This is a genomic window from Pseudomonas sp. B21-040, from assembly GCF_024748695.1.
Classification (GTDB): Bacteria; Pseudomonadota; Gammaproteobacteria; order Pseudomonadales; family Pseudomonadaceae; genus Aquipseudomonas.
On sequence record NZ_CP087176.1, the window covers coordinates 3,242,575 to 3,256,466 of the forward strand.

Consider the following 13,892-nt stretch of genomic DNA (forward strand, 5'->3'; position numbering starts at 1 on the left):
CGAGGAGATTGAAAATGGCCTACGATTTTGATTTGTATGTGATTGGCGCGGGTTCCGGCGGTGTGCGGGCTGCGCGGTTTGCCGCCGGATATGGCGCGAAAGTGGCGGTGGCCGAGAGCCGCTACCTGGGCGGCACCTGTGTGAACGTCGGCTGCGTGCCGAAGAAGTTGCTGGTCTACGGTGCGCACTTCGCCGAGGACTTCGAGCAATCGTCCGGTTTCGGCTGGACACCGGGTGAGGCTCAGTTCGATTGGGCCACGCTGATCGCCAACAAGGACCGTGAGATCAATCGCCTGAATGGCATTTACCGCAATTTGCTGGTCAACAGCGGCGTGACGTTACATGAAGGTCACGCCAAAATCGTCGACCCGAACACGGTCGAGATCAATGGCGAGCGCCACACCGCTAAAAATATCCTGATTGCTACCGGCGGCTGGCCGCAGATCCCGGAAATTCCGGGGCACGAGCATGCAATCAGTTCCAATCAGGCCTTCTTTCTCAAGGCACTGCCGAAACGCGTTCTGGTCGTGGGCGGTGGCTATATTGCTGTTGAGTTCGCGGGTATTTTCCATGGCTTGGGCGCCAATACCACGTTGCTGTATCGCGGTGAGCTGTTCCTGCGCGGCTTCGACGGTGCGGTACGCAAGCATTTGCAGGAAGAGCTGACCAAGCGCGGCATGGACCTGCAGTTCAATTCCGACATCGAGCGTATCGACAAGCAGCCTGATGGCAGCCTGAAGGTGACGCTCAAGGATGGCCGCGAGCTGGAAGCCGATTGTGTGTTCTACGCGACCGGCCGGCGCCCGATGCTCGACAACCTTGGTCTGGAAAACACGGGCGTCAAGCTCGACAAGAAAGGCTTTGTCGAAGTTGATGATCAGTATCAGACAGCCGAGCCGTCGATCCTGGCGCTGGGTGATGTGATTGGTCGTGTTCAACTGACGCCGGTTGCATTGGCCGAAGGCATGGCCGTGGCGCGACGTTTGTTCAAGCCCGAGCAATATCGCCCAGTGGATTACAAAATGATCCCGACGGCCGTGTTCAGTCTGCCGAACATTGGCACCGTTGGCTTGAGCGAGGAAGATGCTCTCGAAGCCGGCCACGAGGTGGTGATCTTCGAAAGCCGCTTCCGCCCGATGAAGTTGACCCTGACGGAATGCCAGGAGCGCACGCTGATGAAACTGGTGGTCGACGCCAAGACCGATAAGGTTCTGGGCTGCCACATGGTCGGCCCGGATGCCGGTGAGATCGTTCAGGGTTTGGCAATTGCATTGAAAGCGGGAGCGACCAAGCGCGATTTCGATGAAACCATCGGCGTGCACCCGACGGCCGCCGAAGAGTTCGTCACCATGCGTACGCCTGTCGCCGGTTAATCGTCCTTGGTTGCGTCTGGCGCTGTCGCAACGACGGCCGCCAGACGCAAGCTTTCATCCAGGCTCGCCTGAGTCTTGAGCAACTCGATTTCCAGCGCTTTATTCGCCTGCAACTGCTCGTCGACACTCTGCTTCAACGCCTGACCTTCCAACAGGGCGACGCGCAAGCGTTCCTGGAGGAGGGTGCGCTCGCTGTCGATGCGATTGACCTGTTCCAACAATTGGTCTTGCCGCGTGTTGGTTTGCTTGAGTTGATCCTGCAACAGGTTCAGCTCTCTCTGGGTGCCACGGTTTTCAGTGAAAAGCCGCTCGTTGTCACGGTGCAGTTGAGTGATTTCGTCCTGGCGCACCATTGCACTCTGTTGCGACTGACGCAGTTCCATCTGAATCTGCTGCACCTGGCTTTCATGGCGGCTTTGTTCCTGTTCGCGCTGTTCCTTGACGGCGTTGCGGTAGTGCTCCAATGCCTCGCGCGCGTGCAGGTGCTTCTCTTCCAGCGAGCGGATTTGTTCGTCCTTGTCCTGCAGGCGCAATTCGAAGCCGGCCAGTGCCTGATTCAGCCCGGCGTTGCGGGTTTGTTCGGTTTGCAGCATCGAGCGGGTTTCTTGCAGCGATTCCGATTCCTGTGTCAGCGCCAGGCTTTGCATCTCATATTGCTGATGCAATTCGGCGTTGGTTTCCCGGGCCTCTGTAAGCTGGCTTTCCAGTGTTTTTCGCTGCTGATCAAACTGCTCGCGAGCCTGATCGATGGGTTCCTGAGCCTTCTCCTTGAGGCGTTGTGCCAAGCGCGAAACCAGGCCTGCCAGCTCATCATCGATAGGCTCTGGCGCAGGCTCGGCGCGTTCGCGACCGTCATCCAGTTCTTTCAGGTAGCGGTGAATGGTGGTTTTCGAGCCGGTGTTGCCCATTTCGATTCGTACTGCATCGATGCTTGGGTTTTCGCCGCGGGCGAGGATCGCCAAACGTGCTGCTTGCACCACTGCTTTATTTACGCCGCCACGAGCCATGAGTTTTCCTACGATTTCGTACTGTGGTACATGCCACTAAAGTACGCAGTGTACCATCTGAAAAATAAAGATAAATGATGTCAGTTTGTCATGCGGGATATACTGGTATTACCCCGTGTGATCAGCCGCACAGCACGATTAGACCCGCCAAAGCGGTACGTTTAGAGAGTTGAGCCGATGACTGAGCTGGATCGATACCTACAAGCCGCTACGCGCGACAACACCCGTCGCAGCTACCGGGCAGCCATCGAGCATTTCGAGGTCAGTTGGGGCGGTTTTTTGCCGGCTACCAGCGACAGCGTTGCGCGCTACCTCGTGGCGCATGCGGGAGTGTTGTCCATCAATACGTTGAAGCTGCGTTTGTCGGCGCTGGCGCAGTGGCACAACAGCCAGGGGTTTCCCGACCCGACCAAGTCGCCGGTGGTGCAAAAAGTGTTCAAGGGCATCCGTGCGTTGCACCCGGCTCAAGAGAAACAGGCCGAGCCCCTGCAGCTTCAGCATCTGGAACAGGTGGTGGCCTGGCTTGAGCTGGAGGCACAAACCGCCAAATCTCAAGGTGACCAACCGACTCTGCTCAGGGCGCAGCGCGACATGGCGCTGATCCTGTTGGGCTTCTGGCGTGGTTTCCGTAGCGATGAGTTGTGCCGCGTACAGATTGAGCACGTGCATGCCAGCGCCGGCTCGGGCATCACCGTCTATTTGCCGCGCAGCAAAAGCGATCGCGAAAACCTTGGGAAAACCTATCAGACGCCTGCCTTGCAGCGCTTGTGTCCAGTGCAGGCGTATATCGCCTGGATCAACGAGGCGGCATTGGTTCGCGGGCCGGTGTTTCGCGGCATTGACCGGTGGGGTCACTTGAGCGAGGAGGGGTTGCATGCCAACAGCGTCATCCCGTTACTGCGTCAGGCGCTGGAACGTGCCGGTATTCCCGCCGAGCACTACACCAGTCACTCCTTGCGGCGCGGGTTTGCCACTTGGGCGCATCAGAGCGGTTGGGACTTGAAGTCGTTGATGAGTTACGTGGGCTGGAAGGATATGAAGTCCGCCATGCGCTATGTTGAAGCCAGCCCGTTTCTCGGAATGGCTCGGGTCACTGAAAAGCCAGTGGCGCTGTAGATCACGTTTTCTTCTATTAATACCGTCGGCTAATAGCGAAAACAAATCAGCAGCATCAGGTTTGCCAATGAGCCATCCGGGGATCGGTTGGGTAGGATTCACCCCATCAACTTCTCAACCAAACTTTTCAACCCTGACGGAGAGTCATCGATGCCTATCATCAACAGCCAAGTTAAACCGTTCAAAGCTGACGCCTTCAAAAACGGCGACTTCGTAAAAGTCTCGGACGCTGACCTGAAAGGCAAGTGGTCGGTCGTTTTCTTTTACCCAGCTGACTTCACCTTCGTTTGCCCGACTGAACTGGAAGACCTGGCTGATAACTACGACGCGTTCCAGAAGCTGGGCGTCGAGATCTACAGCGTTTCCACCGACACCCATTTTGCCCACGCTGCCTGGCACAACACTTCGCCAGCCATCGGCAAAATCCAGTACACCATGATCGGCGACCCGACTCACGCCATCTCCCGCAACTTCGACGTGCTGATCGAAGAAGCCGGTCTGGCTGACCGTGGCACCTTCGTGATCAACCCTGAAGGCCAGATCAAAATCGTTGAGCTGAACGATGGCGGCGTTGGCCGTGACGCTTCCGAGCTGCTGCGCAAAATCAAGGCTGCCCAGTACGTCGCTGCTCACCCAGGCCAGGTTTGCCCAGCCAAGTGGAAAGAAGGCGAGGCCACTCTGGCACCGTCCCTGGACCTGGTCGGCAAGATCTAAGTCTGTGAGCGCTTCATCAGGGCGGTACGCCGCACCTACTCAGTAAGCTGCACCGCCCAATAAAAACGCCCGGGCGAGATTCGCTCGGGCGTTTTTTATGTCTGCTTTTTATGAAACACCAGAAAGGAAATCGCCCGTATGTTGGACGCCAATCTTAAAGCCCAGTTGAAATCGTACCTGGAACGGGTCACCCAGCCGATCGAGATCGTTGCCTCCCTCGACGACGGTGCGAAATCCCAGGAAATGCTCGAACTGTTGAAAGACGTTGCCAGTCTTTCCACCCAGATTACTTTGCTCGATAACGGTGATGATGCACGCAAGCCATCGTTCTCGATCAATCGCCCAGGAGCCGATATCAGCCTGCGTTTTGCCGGCCTCCCGATGGGCCACGAATTCACGTCATTAGTGTTGGCACTGTTGCAAGTCGGCGGCCACCCTTCGAAAGCCAGTGTTGAAGTGATCGAACAGATCCGCTCGCTCAAAGGCGAATTCAGCTTCGAGACTTACTTCTCGCTGTCCTGCCAGAACTGCCCGGACGTCGTTCAGGCGCTGAACCTGATGGCCGTGCTGAACCCGAACATCCGCCACGTCGCCATCGACGGCGCACTGTTCCAGGCTGAAGTCGATGACCGTCAGATCATGGCGGTGCCCAGTGTGTACCTGAACGGCGTGAACTTCGGCCAGGGCCGCATGGGCCTGGAAGAAATCCTCGCCAAACTCGACACCAGCGGTATCGAGCGTCAAGCCGAGAAGATCAGCGCCAAACAAGCCTTTGATGTGCTGGTGGTCGGCGGTGGGCCAGCCGGTGCTTCGGCCGCGATCTATGCGGCGCGTAAAGGTATTCGCACTGGCGTCGCGGCAGAACGGTTTGGTGGGCAGGTGCTCGACACCATGGCCATCGAGAACTTCATTTCCGTGCAGGAAACCGAGGGGCCGAAACTGGCCAGCGCCCTCGAAGAACACGTCAAGCAATACGACGTCGATATCATGAACCTGCAGCGGGCCACGGCACTGATCCCGGCGAAGAATCCCGGTGAGTTGCATGAGGTTCGTTTCGAAAGCGGAGCCACGCTGAAAACCAAGGCACTGATCCTTGCCACCGGCGCCCGCTGGCGTGAAATGGGTGTGCCGGGCGAACAGCAATACAAGGCCAAAGGCGTATGTTTCTGTCCGCACTGCGACGGTCCGCTGTTCAAAGGCAAGCGCGTCGCGGTAATTGGCGGCGGTAACTCAGGCGTTGAGGCGGCTATCGATCTGGCCGGTATCGTCAGCCACGTTACGCTGCTGGAATTCGACAGCAAGTTGCGCGCTGATGCGGTGTTGCAACGCAAGTTGTTCAGCCTGCCTAACGTCACCGTTATCACCAGCGCCCTGACCAGCGAAGTAAAAGGTGATGGCCAGAAGGTTACGGGGCTGGTCTACAAGGATCGCGATTCAGGCGAGTTCAATACGGTCAACCTCGAAGGCATCTTTGTGCAGATCGGTTTGTTGCCCAACACCGATTGGCTCAAGGGCACCATCGAGTTGTCGCCTCGTGGCGAGATCATCGTCGATGCTCGCGGTGAAACCTCGATGCCGGGCGTATTTGCCGCCGGTGACGTGACCACCGTGCCGTACAAGCAGATCGTGATCGCCGTGGGTGAGGGCGCCAAGGCTTCCTTGAGCGCATTCGATCACTTGATCCGGACTTCGGCTCCAGCGTAAACGCCGACGCTGAAAAGACAAAACCCCATGAGAGATCATGGGGTTTTTTTGTGCCTCGGGAAGACGCGGATTTACAGCGGTGCGGGCTGAATGATCTCGACCCAGTAAGCATCCGGGTCCTTGATAAAGGCCAGGCTCTTCATGCGTCCGTCATTGAGGCGTTTCTGGAAATCGCAGCCCAGTGCTTCGAAGCGTTCGCACGCTGCACGAATGTCCGGCACGGAGATGCAGATATGACCGAAACCACGCGGGTCGGTGTTGCCGTTGTGGTAAGCGAAGTCAGGGTCGTTCTCGGTGCCGTGGTTGTGGGTCAGTTCGAGAATGCCGGGGATCGATTTCATCCACTCGGTGCGAGCAGCGGCGTCGGCCGGAACCTGGTTTTTGTCAACCAGGGCGAGGAAATACAGGCTGAACTCGGCTTCCGGGAAGTCGCGTTTTTCCACCAGCGTGAAACCGAGGATGCGGGTGTAGAAATCCAGGGATTTGGTGATGTCCTTGACCCGCAGCATGGTGTGGTTGAAGACGAACTTCTGGGTCGCGGTGTCAGGCTGGGCGGTGACGCCTGGGAAGGTGTTCAGTTCGTGCAGGCTCATGGGCCCTCCGGAAAAATAAGTGGGGCTAACGAATGGCGACAATGATACGCAACGCCTCAGACAACACCAAACCCAAACAGTCTGCTATTGCCTGACAAGCGGCCGAGGCTCAGACTTTGCGGTTCAATCCGTGAGTGTTTATTGCAATGGTTCGATTCTATAAGCCGATGTTTGTCCTGTTGGGCATCTTGTCTGCGGTTGCCAGCGCACAGGCAGAGGCGCCCCAAGTGACGTGGCCAAGTGGCTGGGTGGTCGAGCCCCTTGCGCAAGAGGGTGCCAGCGCTGCTGTTTCCCGTCAGCGTGCGGTCAAAAACGATGAAGGCGGCACGCCAGTGATGGTCATGGAGTTGACCATGACTCAGGTTGAAAGCGGTCATCAGGTGAATGTGCAAGGCGTGCTGCTGGAGATGCGCAAGGCGGTGCAGAAGGACTTCTTTCAAAGCGGCTATCAAAGTGTCTGCAACAAAATTCATCCCGCGACATTGAGCCGTCTGTCGGCGATGGAAACTACATGCACCATCACCCAAAACGGGCGACATGTGCTGTCGCAAACATTGGTGGGTGCGGTGGACGACGATAAAGCCTATGTACTTTCGTTCGCGGGGCAGGCCGAGGCTTATAAGGCAAGTCAGGAAGAAATTGAGGGGGTACGAAACAGCTTGAAACTTTAGTGCCGGGATTTTACGTGGAAGCGGATTTTGGCTTGAACCGAAATTTTTAGATACCCAAAGGCATTAAGCGCAAAGTTAATCGGCAAGTTGCGAGTTGAGCCCTACTAATCGTTGCATTTAGAGGGTATTCATGAAAAAGCCCTGCATTGGCAGGGCTTTTTTATAACCGCTAGCTGTTAGCCGCGCAGCCAGGAATCAACGGTGGCGGCACCGTATTGTTCCTTCCAGGCCTTCAGGCCTCGGTGGTTGCCACCCTTGGTTTCAATCAGTTCGCCGGTGTGCGGGTTCTGATAGACCTTGACCACGCGAGCGCGGCGGGTTTTAGGTGTTTTTGCTTGTTGCAGACCGGATTTTGCCGGGTTCGGATCGAGAATGGCGATGATGTCACGCAGGCCTTTGCCGTAGGTTTTCATCAGCCCCTGGAGCTTTTCTTCGAATTCGATTTCTTTCTTGAGCCCGGCATCATTCTTCAGCGATTCCAGCTGCTTGAGCTGTTCCTGAAGGGCCTTTTCAGCTGCACGAAATTCAGCGAGTCTGGACAATATCTTTACTCCAATAGTGTGTTTGGCTGATACCAACCGCAAACAAAGCTATAAGCCAAGAGCCTTGAAGCGACTCGGTGATAGTGGCTCACCTGCCAATCTTGCACAGGCATGAAAAATTGTAGTAGTTAATTGCTCAAGAGTAAATCCTGACTTTTTCTTCATGTAACAACAGTAGTCTTTTGATTCAAATTGGTGCGCGGTGTCGATGTCTCGTCGCTTTAGAGGCGTTAGTTAATGGTGGGTTAATGCGTTAATGAACTCGGCACCGGGCATCGGTTGGCCGAACAGATAACCTTGCAGGAAGTTCACACCGTGAGCGGTCAGATAGTCACTTTGTTCTTCGGTTTCCACACCTTCGGCAACAATTCCCAGGTCGAGCTTGACCGAGAGTTCGATGATGGTGTCCAGAATGTGTCGCGAGAGGGCGTCGATGCCGATCATCGCGACAAAACTCTGGTCGATTTTCAGGAAGTCCACATTGAACTGGCGCAGATAAACCAGGCTCGAGTGACCGGTACCGAAGTCGTCAATGGCGATCATCACACCCAGTGCATGAAGCTGTTCGAACAGCTCAAGCGTAATCTCACTCGGCTTGATCAGTTCGCGCTCAGTCAGTTCCAGTACCAGGTGAATGGAGCCGGGTGCGAAGGCTCTTAGAAACGCACGGCAGTCCTTGACCAGTTCCAGGTCGTTGCAGTGGCTGGCGGTGATATTGATACCGATGTGAAAGGGGCTATCGAACGATTGTGAAACAGGCCCCAGGCATTGGGCCGTCTGTTGCATCAACGAACGGGTCATGGGCACGATCAACCCGGAATGTTCGGCAAACGGGATGAACAGATCAGGGCGCACCATGCCTTCCTTCGGGTGTTTCCAGCGCATCAACACTTCAGTGCCGGACCATTTCTTCGTATCGCCGTGCACCACCGGCTGAAAATACGGGACAAACTCTTGCGCCTTTAGCGCGCGCTGCATTTCGTGTGTCGGCGACCATGTACGTTTTTGCAAGACATGTCCGATGGCGCCCGATACCACACCAAAAAAAATCAACAGGCTGAACAGTGGCGGGTATTCACTGGCCATGTACCGCCAGTTTTCCCCCTCGGGGAAACCGGCTGCGACGGTAAAGGCATAGTGCGAGGACGTGAGTTTGCTTTCGGCCACAGGCAAAACGGGCAGGGCGCCTACGTGGACCTTGCCGTCGGTGGACAGCCAGTTCGGGCCGACTTGCAGTAACAGCAACGTCTTGCGGCCAATCAGGCGCAGCACGTTACTTAAGTGGTAGCCGTCCAGGGTCGTCAGTGCGCCCTGTTTTCCCTTGCTCAGGCGATACACCAACAACGCGGTATCGGGCGTGACCGGGTTGCCATTCATCAGCCACAGTGAGCCTTGCGTGTAGTCGCCGGCATTGACCTTCTCTTGGGCGTCGCCGAACAACGAGCTGCAATAGAGGTTGTCGTCCAACACCAGGCTTGCGGAACGCACAAACGGGCGACGGGTGACTTGTTCGCGCAGGGCCAACTTGACGTCATTACAGGCCTGGCCAGCCAGCGGCAGCAACTCGCGTGCGGATTGGGCAGTATTGTCGAGCATCAGTTCGAACTGGCGCAGCGCTTCGTCTGCGGTCGATTGGGTACTTTGCCGGAGCACCCGTTCAGCCTGCATATACAGAATGGCAAAACCCAATATCACCGGGAGCAATCCGCAGAGCAGTGTCACAAAAGTGTGGCTGCCGAACGGGCGACGACTTTTGGCGCTCAATGGCATTCGCGAAACCTCTCACGAAGAATCAGGGCTCTCAAATGCTGGCAGGACGACAACACGCCTCCCAAAAAGAGTGCAGGTAGAGGCCATGATAGTTGGCCCTTGACGCTTGTGCTGCTCAACGGGCGTTCAGGCGCGTGGCCAGTTTGATAAACGCCAGCGTGGCGGGTGAAGACTGGCGCTGATCAAGCACCGCCAGCCCGACATGGCGCATGACGGGGGGCGACAGCGGTTTCTTCACATAGCGACAGTAGTTGTCTTCAGGTAGCGAGCCTTCAGCGACGACGGTCAGTGCATCGCCACGACTGACCGTGTCCAGCGTACTGATCAATTGTGAGCAGCGGTAACGGATGTTCGGTGTCAGCCGGGCGGCGTTGAACATCCGTGACACCAGTTCCGACGACCCGGCTTCCGTCAGTACGAACGGGTCGTGGCACAAGTCGCTCAGGCTTAAAGCGTCATGACTTGCCAGCGCATGATTGGCTGGAAGCAGAGCAACCATCTGGTCCTCAATCAGTGCAAAGGTGTCAAAACGCTCCTGCGGCAGCACCACGAAGCCGATATCGACGCGTCGCTCCTCAAGCCATTGCAACACTTGGAGGTCTGGGCCTTCGTCTATGTGGACTTCGATGCCCGGGTGAGCCACGCGGTAATGCTGCAGGATCAACGGCAGCAGCTTGATCGACGAGGTCGGGCCAAACGAGCCGATGCGCAACGTGCCGCGTTTCATCCCGCGCGCATCCGCGGCTTCCTGGCGCAAGGTATTGGCCAAGCCGAGCATTGCCCTGGCGCGCAGCAAAAGCTGTTGGCCGATGTCGCTCAACTCCACCTGGGACTGATGACGCCGCATCAGTTCGACGCCCAACTCTTGTTCCAGCGACTTCAGTGCATGAGAAACCGCCGATTGGGAGATACCCAGGCGATTGGCGGCCGCCGTAAAGCCGCGCAGTTCAGCAACCAGCGAAAAGATTTCAAGTTGACTGAGTGTCATGAGTGTTTACTCATTTTACGATGATCGATCATTAGTCTAATGATACGCCATCTACTTCAGTCCGGTTTTGTTCTCTCATGACGACCTTTATGCAAACAGCGCCATCCCAAAGCGCGGTTTATTGGAAACTTGCTGCCGTCACCATGATCTGGGGTGGGACATTCGTTGCGGGGCGTTTCCTGGCCGACAGCCTCAACCCGTTGTTCGCCGCCAGCCTTCGGTTCTTGCTGGCCAGCGCAGCATTGTTGCTGTTTCTGCTGCTGGCCCGAATTCCTTTATCCCGGCCGAGCCCACGGCAATGGCTGCAACTGGCGCTGCTGGGGTTCTTCGGGATCTTCTTCTACAACCTGTGCTTCTTTTACGGGTTGCATTACATCAATGCCTCGCGCGCCTCATTAATCGTCGCGCTGAACCCGGCTGTGATCGGCCTGGCTTCGTGGTTGCTGTTCAAGGAGCGATTGGGTCGGGCGAAAGTCGCCGGCATCGTCATCTGTATTGGCGGCGCCAGTGTGGTGATTGTCAGCCGCAATCCGCAGTGGCTGGCCGGTCATGCCGATGCCTGGATCGGTGACCTGATGATTTTCGGCTGCGTGCTCGGCTGGGGCATTTACTCGCTGTTTTCCAAAGGCCTGAATCAGTCCTTGGGGCCGGTGCAGACCGTGACCTATTCGATCCTGCTGGGGACGGTGATGCTGTGGGTGACGAGTGCTGCGACTGGCCAATTGAGTCTCGGCGCGCTCCAGAGCCTCGGCCCGCAACAATGGCTGAGCCTGATGTACCTCGGCGTATTGGGCTCGGCGCTGGCCTACATCGGGTATTACGACGGCATCCGCCAGATTGGCGCGACGCGCGCTGGCGTGTTCATTGCCTTGAACCCGCTGACCGCTGTCATCCTTGGAGCGTTGCTGCTGGGCGAGCCGTTGACGTGGGCGATGTGCCTGGGAGGAGGGCTGATCCTGCTGGGGATTTTCCTCTGCAACAAACCCCTTGCACGAGTAGGGAAAAAGGGGATTTGATACAGAAGGCGGACAAACCGATTTACGCTGTGTAGAATCGGTTTACGCATACAATAATAAACGTCTTCTGGCAGCAGAAGCCTTGCCCGCCAGAGCCTTGGGTCGACAATGAAGAGTTTCGGGTTTCAATTGATCTACGGTGACTTCCTCGCCCGCAGCGTGCGGGGCATCTCCTGTGCGCCACCCGCCGGTCTCAGCATTGCTAGCAACTAACATTTGTTAATTCTAAAAGCATGATGAGGCGCCAAAATGGCAGATTTATACGAAAACCCAATGGGCCTGATGGGCTTTGAGTTCATCGAATTCGCATCGCCGACCCCAAACACCCTGGAGCCGATCTTCCAGATCATGGGCTTCACCAAGGTTGCGACCCACCGCTCCAAAGACGTGCACCTGTATCGTCAGGGCGCAATCAACCTGATCCTCAACAACGAACCCAACAGCGTCGCTTCGTACTTCGCGGCCGAACACGGCCCGTCGGTGTGCGGCATGGCGTTCCGCGTCAAGGATTCGCAAAAGGCCTACAAGCGTGCGCTGGAACTCGGCGCCCAGCCGATCCACATCGAAACCGGCCCGATGGAACTGCACCTGCCGGCGATCAAAGGTATTGGCGGTGCGCCGCTGTACCTGATCGACCGTTTTGGTGAAGGCAGCTCGATCTATGACATCGACTTTGTGTTCATCGAAGGCGTGGACCGTAACCCGGTCGGCGCTGGCCTGAAAATCATCGACCACCTGACTCACAACGTGTATCGCGGGCGCATGGCGTACTGGGCGAACTTCTACGAGAAGCTGTTCAACTTCCGTGAAATTCGCTACTTCGACATCAAGGGCGAATACACCGGTCTGACTTCCAAGGCCATGACCGCGCCGGACGGCATGATCCGCATCCCGCTGAACGAAGAATCGTCCAAGGGCGCCGGGCAGATCGAAGAGTTCCTGATGCAGTTCAACGGCGAAGGCATCCAGCACGTGGCCTTCCTCAGCGAGGACCTGATCAAGACGTGGGACCACCTGAAAAGCATCGGCATGCGCTTCATGACCGCGCCGCCGGAAACCTACTACGAAATGCTCGAAGGCCGTTTGCCGAACCACGGCGAGCCCGTCAACGAACTGCAAGCGCGGGGTATTTTGCTGGACGGTTCGTCGGAGTCGGGCGACAAGCGACTGCTGCTGCAGATCTTCTCGGAAACCCTGATGGGCCCGGTGTTCTTCGAATTCATCCAGCGTAAAGGCGACGATGGTTTCGGCGAAGGCAACTTCAAGGCACTGTTTGAATCGATCGAGCGTGACCAGGTTCGTCGTGGCGTGCTGTCCACCGACTAAACCGCAGTAGATGTAAAAAAGCCCGATCAATTGATCGGGCTTTTTCATTTCAGTTACATTGGTTTGCGGCTCTGTCGCATCAGATGCTTGAACCCTTCAAACACCAGCACCACGACTGCCATCCAGATCGGAATGTACGTCAGCCATTCTCCAGGCTTGATGCTTTCCCCGAGCAACAGCGCCACGCCCAGCAACAGCACCGGCTCGACATAACTCAACAGCCCGAAAAGACTGAACGGCAACAAGCGGCTGGCGATGATGTAAACCACCAATGCTGAAGCGCTGATCACCCCGAGAATCGGGATCAACAGTGACAGCCACGGATGTTGATCGAACACACCAAAGCCCTGTTCACCACTCTGCACGAACCAGAAAACCACCGGCAGCGTCAGCGCCATGTCCAGCCATAACCCGCCCAGGTTGTCCGTTGCCAGGCGTTTACGCACGACAAAATAGGTCGGATAGCCGATACACACCAGCAACGTCGCCCAGGAAAAGCCACCGACTTGATACACCTCGTTCGCCACCCCGAGGCAGGCAAAAAACACGGCGATTTTTTGTAGGTAGGAGAGGCGTTCACCGTAGGCGATCCGCCCAGTGAGCACCATGGTCAGCGGCAGCAGGAAATAACCCAGCGATACGTCAAGGCTGTAGCCGTTGAGCGGCGCCCACATAAACAGCCAGAGTTGCACCGCGAGCAGGGCCGAGGAGGCGATCAGGCCGGCAGCCAGTTTCGGATTCGCTTTGACGCGCCGAGCAATCCCGACCACATGCTTCCATTCACCGGACACCACCATGAATACGGTCATGCACGGCACGGTCAGCAGCATCCGCCAGCCGAAAATTTCCACGCCACTCAGGGGAGTGAGTAACGAGGTGTAGTAATACATGACGGCAAACAGCACCGAGGCTGTGACCGATAAAGCGATACCTTTAGACAAACTGCCCTCGCGAGGTTGAACGTGAAACGGGGCGCAGAGGATACGTGGTTTTCAATCTAAACACTGATCTACCGATCAACACCTATCAACCGTAGGAGCATGGCTTGCCCGCGATGCAGGCAACGCGGTGC

13 protein-coding genes are annotated in these 13,892 nt (G+C 56.7%); 7 read left to right on the plus strand and 6 right to left on the minus strand.

The window, feature by feature from the left end; all coding sequences use genetic code 11:
• Nucleotides 1-14: 14 nt before the first annotated feature.
• Complete coding sequence (gene gorA / locus LOY55_RS15030; protein WP_223525277.1) at nt 15-1,373, plus strand: glutathione-disulfide reductase; 1,359 nt, start codon at nt 15-17, stop codon at nt 1,371-1,373.
• Here gorA and LOY55_RS15035 read toward each other — a convergent pair.
• Complete coding sequence (locus LOY55_RS15035; RefSeq protein WP_109784758.1) at nt 1,370-2,380, minus strand: DNA-binding protein; 1,011 nt, start codon at nt 2,378-2,380, stop codon at nt 1,370-1,372. The two genes, gorA and LOY55_RS15035, sit on opposite strands and share 4 nt — an antisense overlap.
• Before the next feature lie 177 nt (nt 2,381-2,557).
• Between LOY55_RS15035 and LOY55_RS15040 the strand changes: the two genes are divergently transcribed.
• The 3 genes from LOY55_RS15040 to ahpF all read left to right on the plus strand — a co-directional run bounded on the left by LOY55_RS15040 (nt 2,558) and on the right by ahpF (nt 5,914).
• Entirely contained in the window at nt 2,558-3,496 is a 939-nt protein-coding gene (locus LOY55_RS15040; RefSeq protein ID WP_258668268.1) for a site-specific integrase, read from the plus strand.
• A gap of 150 nt (nt 3,497-3,646) precedes the next feature.
• Complete coding sequence (gene ahpC, locus LOY55_RS15045) at nt 3,647-4,210, plus strand: alkyl hydroperoxide reductase subunit C (RefSeq protein WP_007975937.1); 564 nt, start codon at nt 3,647-3,649, stop codon at nt 4,208-4,210.
• A gap of 138 nt (nt 4,211-4,348) precedes the next feature.
• A complete protein-coding gene (ahpF, locus tag LOY55_RS15050) occupies nt 4,349-5,914 on the plus strand; it encodes an alkyl hydroperoxide reductase subunit F (RefSeq protein WP_258668269.1) in 1,566 nt (521 codons plus the stop codon).
• 71 nt (nt 5,915-5,985) lie between these two features.
• Here the strand turns inward: ahpF and gloA are convergent, their stop codons facing one another.
• Complete coding sequence (gene gloA, locus LOY55_RS15055; protein ID WP_223525279.1) at nt 5,986-6,507, minus strand: lactoylglutathione lyase; 522 nt, start codon at nt 6,505-6,507, stop codon at nt 5,986-5,988.
• Between the two features lie 146 nt (nt 6,508-6,653).
• Here gloA and LOY55_RS15060 point away from each other — a divergent pair, with 146 nt between their 5' ends.
• Nucleotides 6,654-7,178, plus strand: a complete 525-nt coding sequence (locus tag LOY55_RS15060) for a DUF4946 domain-containing protein (RefSeq protein WP_258668335.1) — start codon at nt 6,654-6,656, stop codon at nt 7,176-7,178.
• Between the two features lie 176 nt (nt 7,179-7,354).
• On the opposite strand, the gene LOY55_RS15065 is transcribed toward LOY55_RS15060, so the two are convergent.
• The 3 genes from LOY55_RS15065 to LOY55_RS15075 form a co-directional block, all read right to left on the minus strand.
• Entirely contained in the window at nt 7,355-7,720 is a 366-nt protein-coding gene (locus LOY55_RS15065; protein WP_046027370.1) for a histone-like nucleoid-structuring protein, MvaT/MvaU family, read from the minus strand.
• Between the two features lie 234 nt (nt 7,721-7,954).
• On the minus strand, nt 7,955-9,490 hold the full coding sequence (locus LOY55_RS15070) for an EAL domain-containing protein (protein ID WP_258668270.1): 1,536 nt from the start codon (nt 9,488-9,490) through the stop codon (nt 7,955-7,957).
• 115 nt (nt 9,491-9,605) lie between these two features.
• Complete coding sequence (locus LOY55_RS15075; protein ID WP_258668271.1) at nt 9,606-10,478, minus strand: LysR family transcriptional regulator; 873 nt, start codon at nt 10,476-10,478, stop codon at nt 9,606-9,608.
• Nucleotides 10,479-10,555: 77 nt separating this feature from the next.
• On the opposite strand from LOY55_RS15075, the gene LOY55_RS15080 reads away from it, so the two are divergent.
• Together LOY55_RS15080 and hppD are read left to right on the plus strand one after the other, a co-directional pair.
• A complete protein-coding gene (locus LOY55_RS15080) occupies nt 10,556-11,494 on the plus strand; it encodes a DMT family transporter (protein WP_258668272.1) in 939 nt (312 codons plus the stop codon).
• 249 nt (nt 11,495-11,743) lie between these two features.
• Nucleotides 11,744-12,820: a 4-hydroxyphenylpyruvate dioxygenase gene (gene hppD / locus LOY55_RS15085; protein ID WP_046027366.1), complete on the plus strand. Its 1,077-nt coding sequence runs from the start codon at nt 11,744-11,746 to the stop codon at nt 12,818-12,820.
• 53 nt (nt 12,821-12,873) lie between these two features.
• Here the strand turns inward: hppD and rarD are convergent, their stop codons facing one another.
• Entirely contained in the window at nt 12,874-13,761 is an 888-nt protein-coding gene (gene rarD / locus LOY55_RS15090) for an EamA family transporter RarD (RefSeq protein ID WP_258668273.1), read from the minus strand.
• Between the last annotated feature and the right edge of the window lie 131 nt (nt 13,762-13,892).

Bases quoted from the DNA above. Each gene is read 5' to 3' on its own strand.
- ahpF (WP_258668269.1), top strand. From the start codon at position 4,349: ATGTTGGACGCCAATCTTAAAGCCCAGTTGAAATCGTACCTGGAACGG.
- LOY55_RS15070 (WP_258668270.1), bottom strand. From the start codon at position 9,490: ATGCCATTGAGCGCCAAAAGTCGTCGCCCGTTCGGCAGCCACACTTTT.
- hppD (WP_046027366.1), top strand. From the start codon at position 11,744: ATGGCAGATTTATACGAAAACCCAATGGGCCTGATGGGCTTTGAGTTC.
- LOY55_RS15075 (WP_258668271.1), bottom strand. From the start codon at position 10,478: ATGACACTCAGTCAACTTGAAATCTTTTCGCTGGTTGCTGAACTGCGC.
- gorA (WP_223525277.1), top strand. From the start codon at position 15: ATGGCCTACGATTTTGATTTGTATGTGATTGGCGCGGGTTCCGGCGGT.
- LOY55_RS15060 (WP_258668335.1), top strand. From the start codon at position 6,654: ATGGTTCGATTCTATAAGCCGATGTTTGTCCTGTTGGGCATCTTGTCT.
- LOY55_RS15080 (WP_258668272.1), top strand. From the start codon at position 10,556: ATGACGACCTTTATGCAAACAGCGCCATCCCAAAGCGCGGTTTATTGG.
- ahpC (WP_007975937.1), top strand. From the start codon at position 3,647: ATGCCTATCATCAACAGCCAAGTTAAACCGTTCAAAGCTGACGCCTTC.
- gloA (WP_223525279.1), bottom strand. From the start codon at position 6,507: ATGAGCCTGCACGAACTGAACACCTTCCCAGGCGTCACCGCCCAGCCT.
- LOY55_RS15040 (WP_258668268.1), top strand. From the start codon at position 2,558: ATGACTGAGCTGGATCGATACCTACAAGCCGCTACGCGCGACAACACC.
- LOY55_RS15035 (WP_109784758.1), bottom strand. From the start codon at position 2,380: ATGGCTCGTGGCGGCGTAAATAAAGCAGTGGTGCAAGCAGCACGTTTG.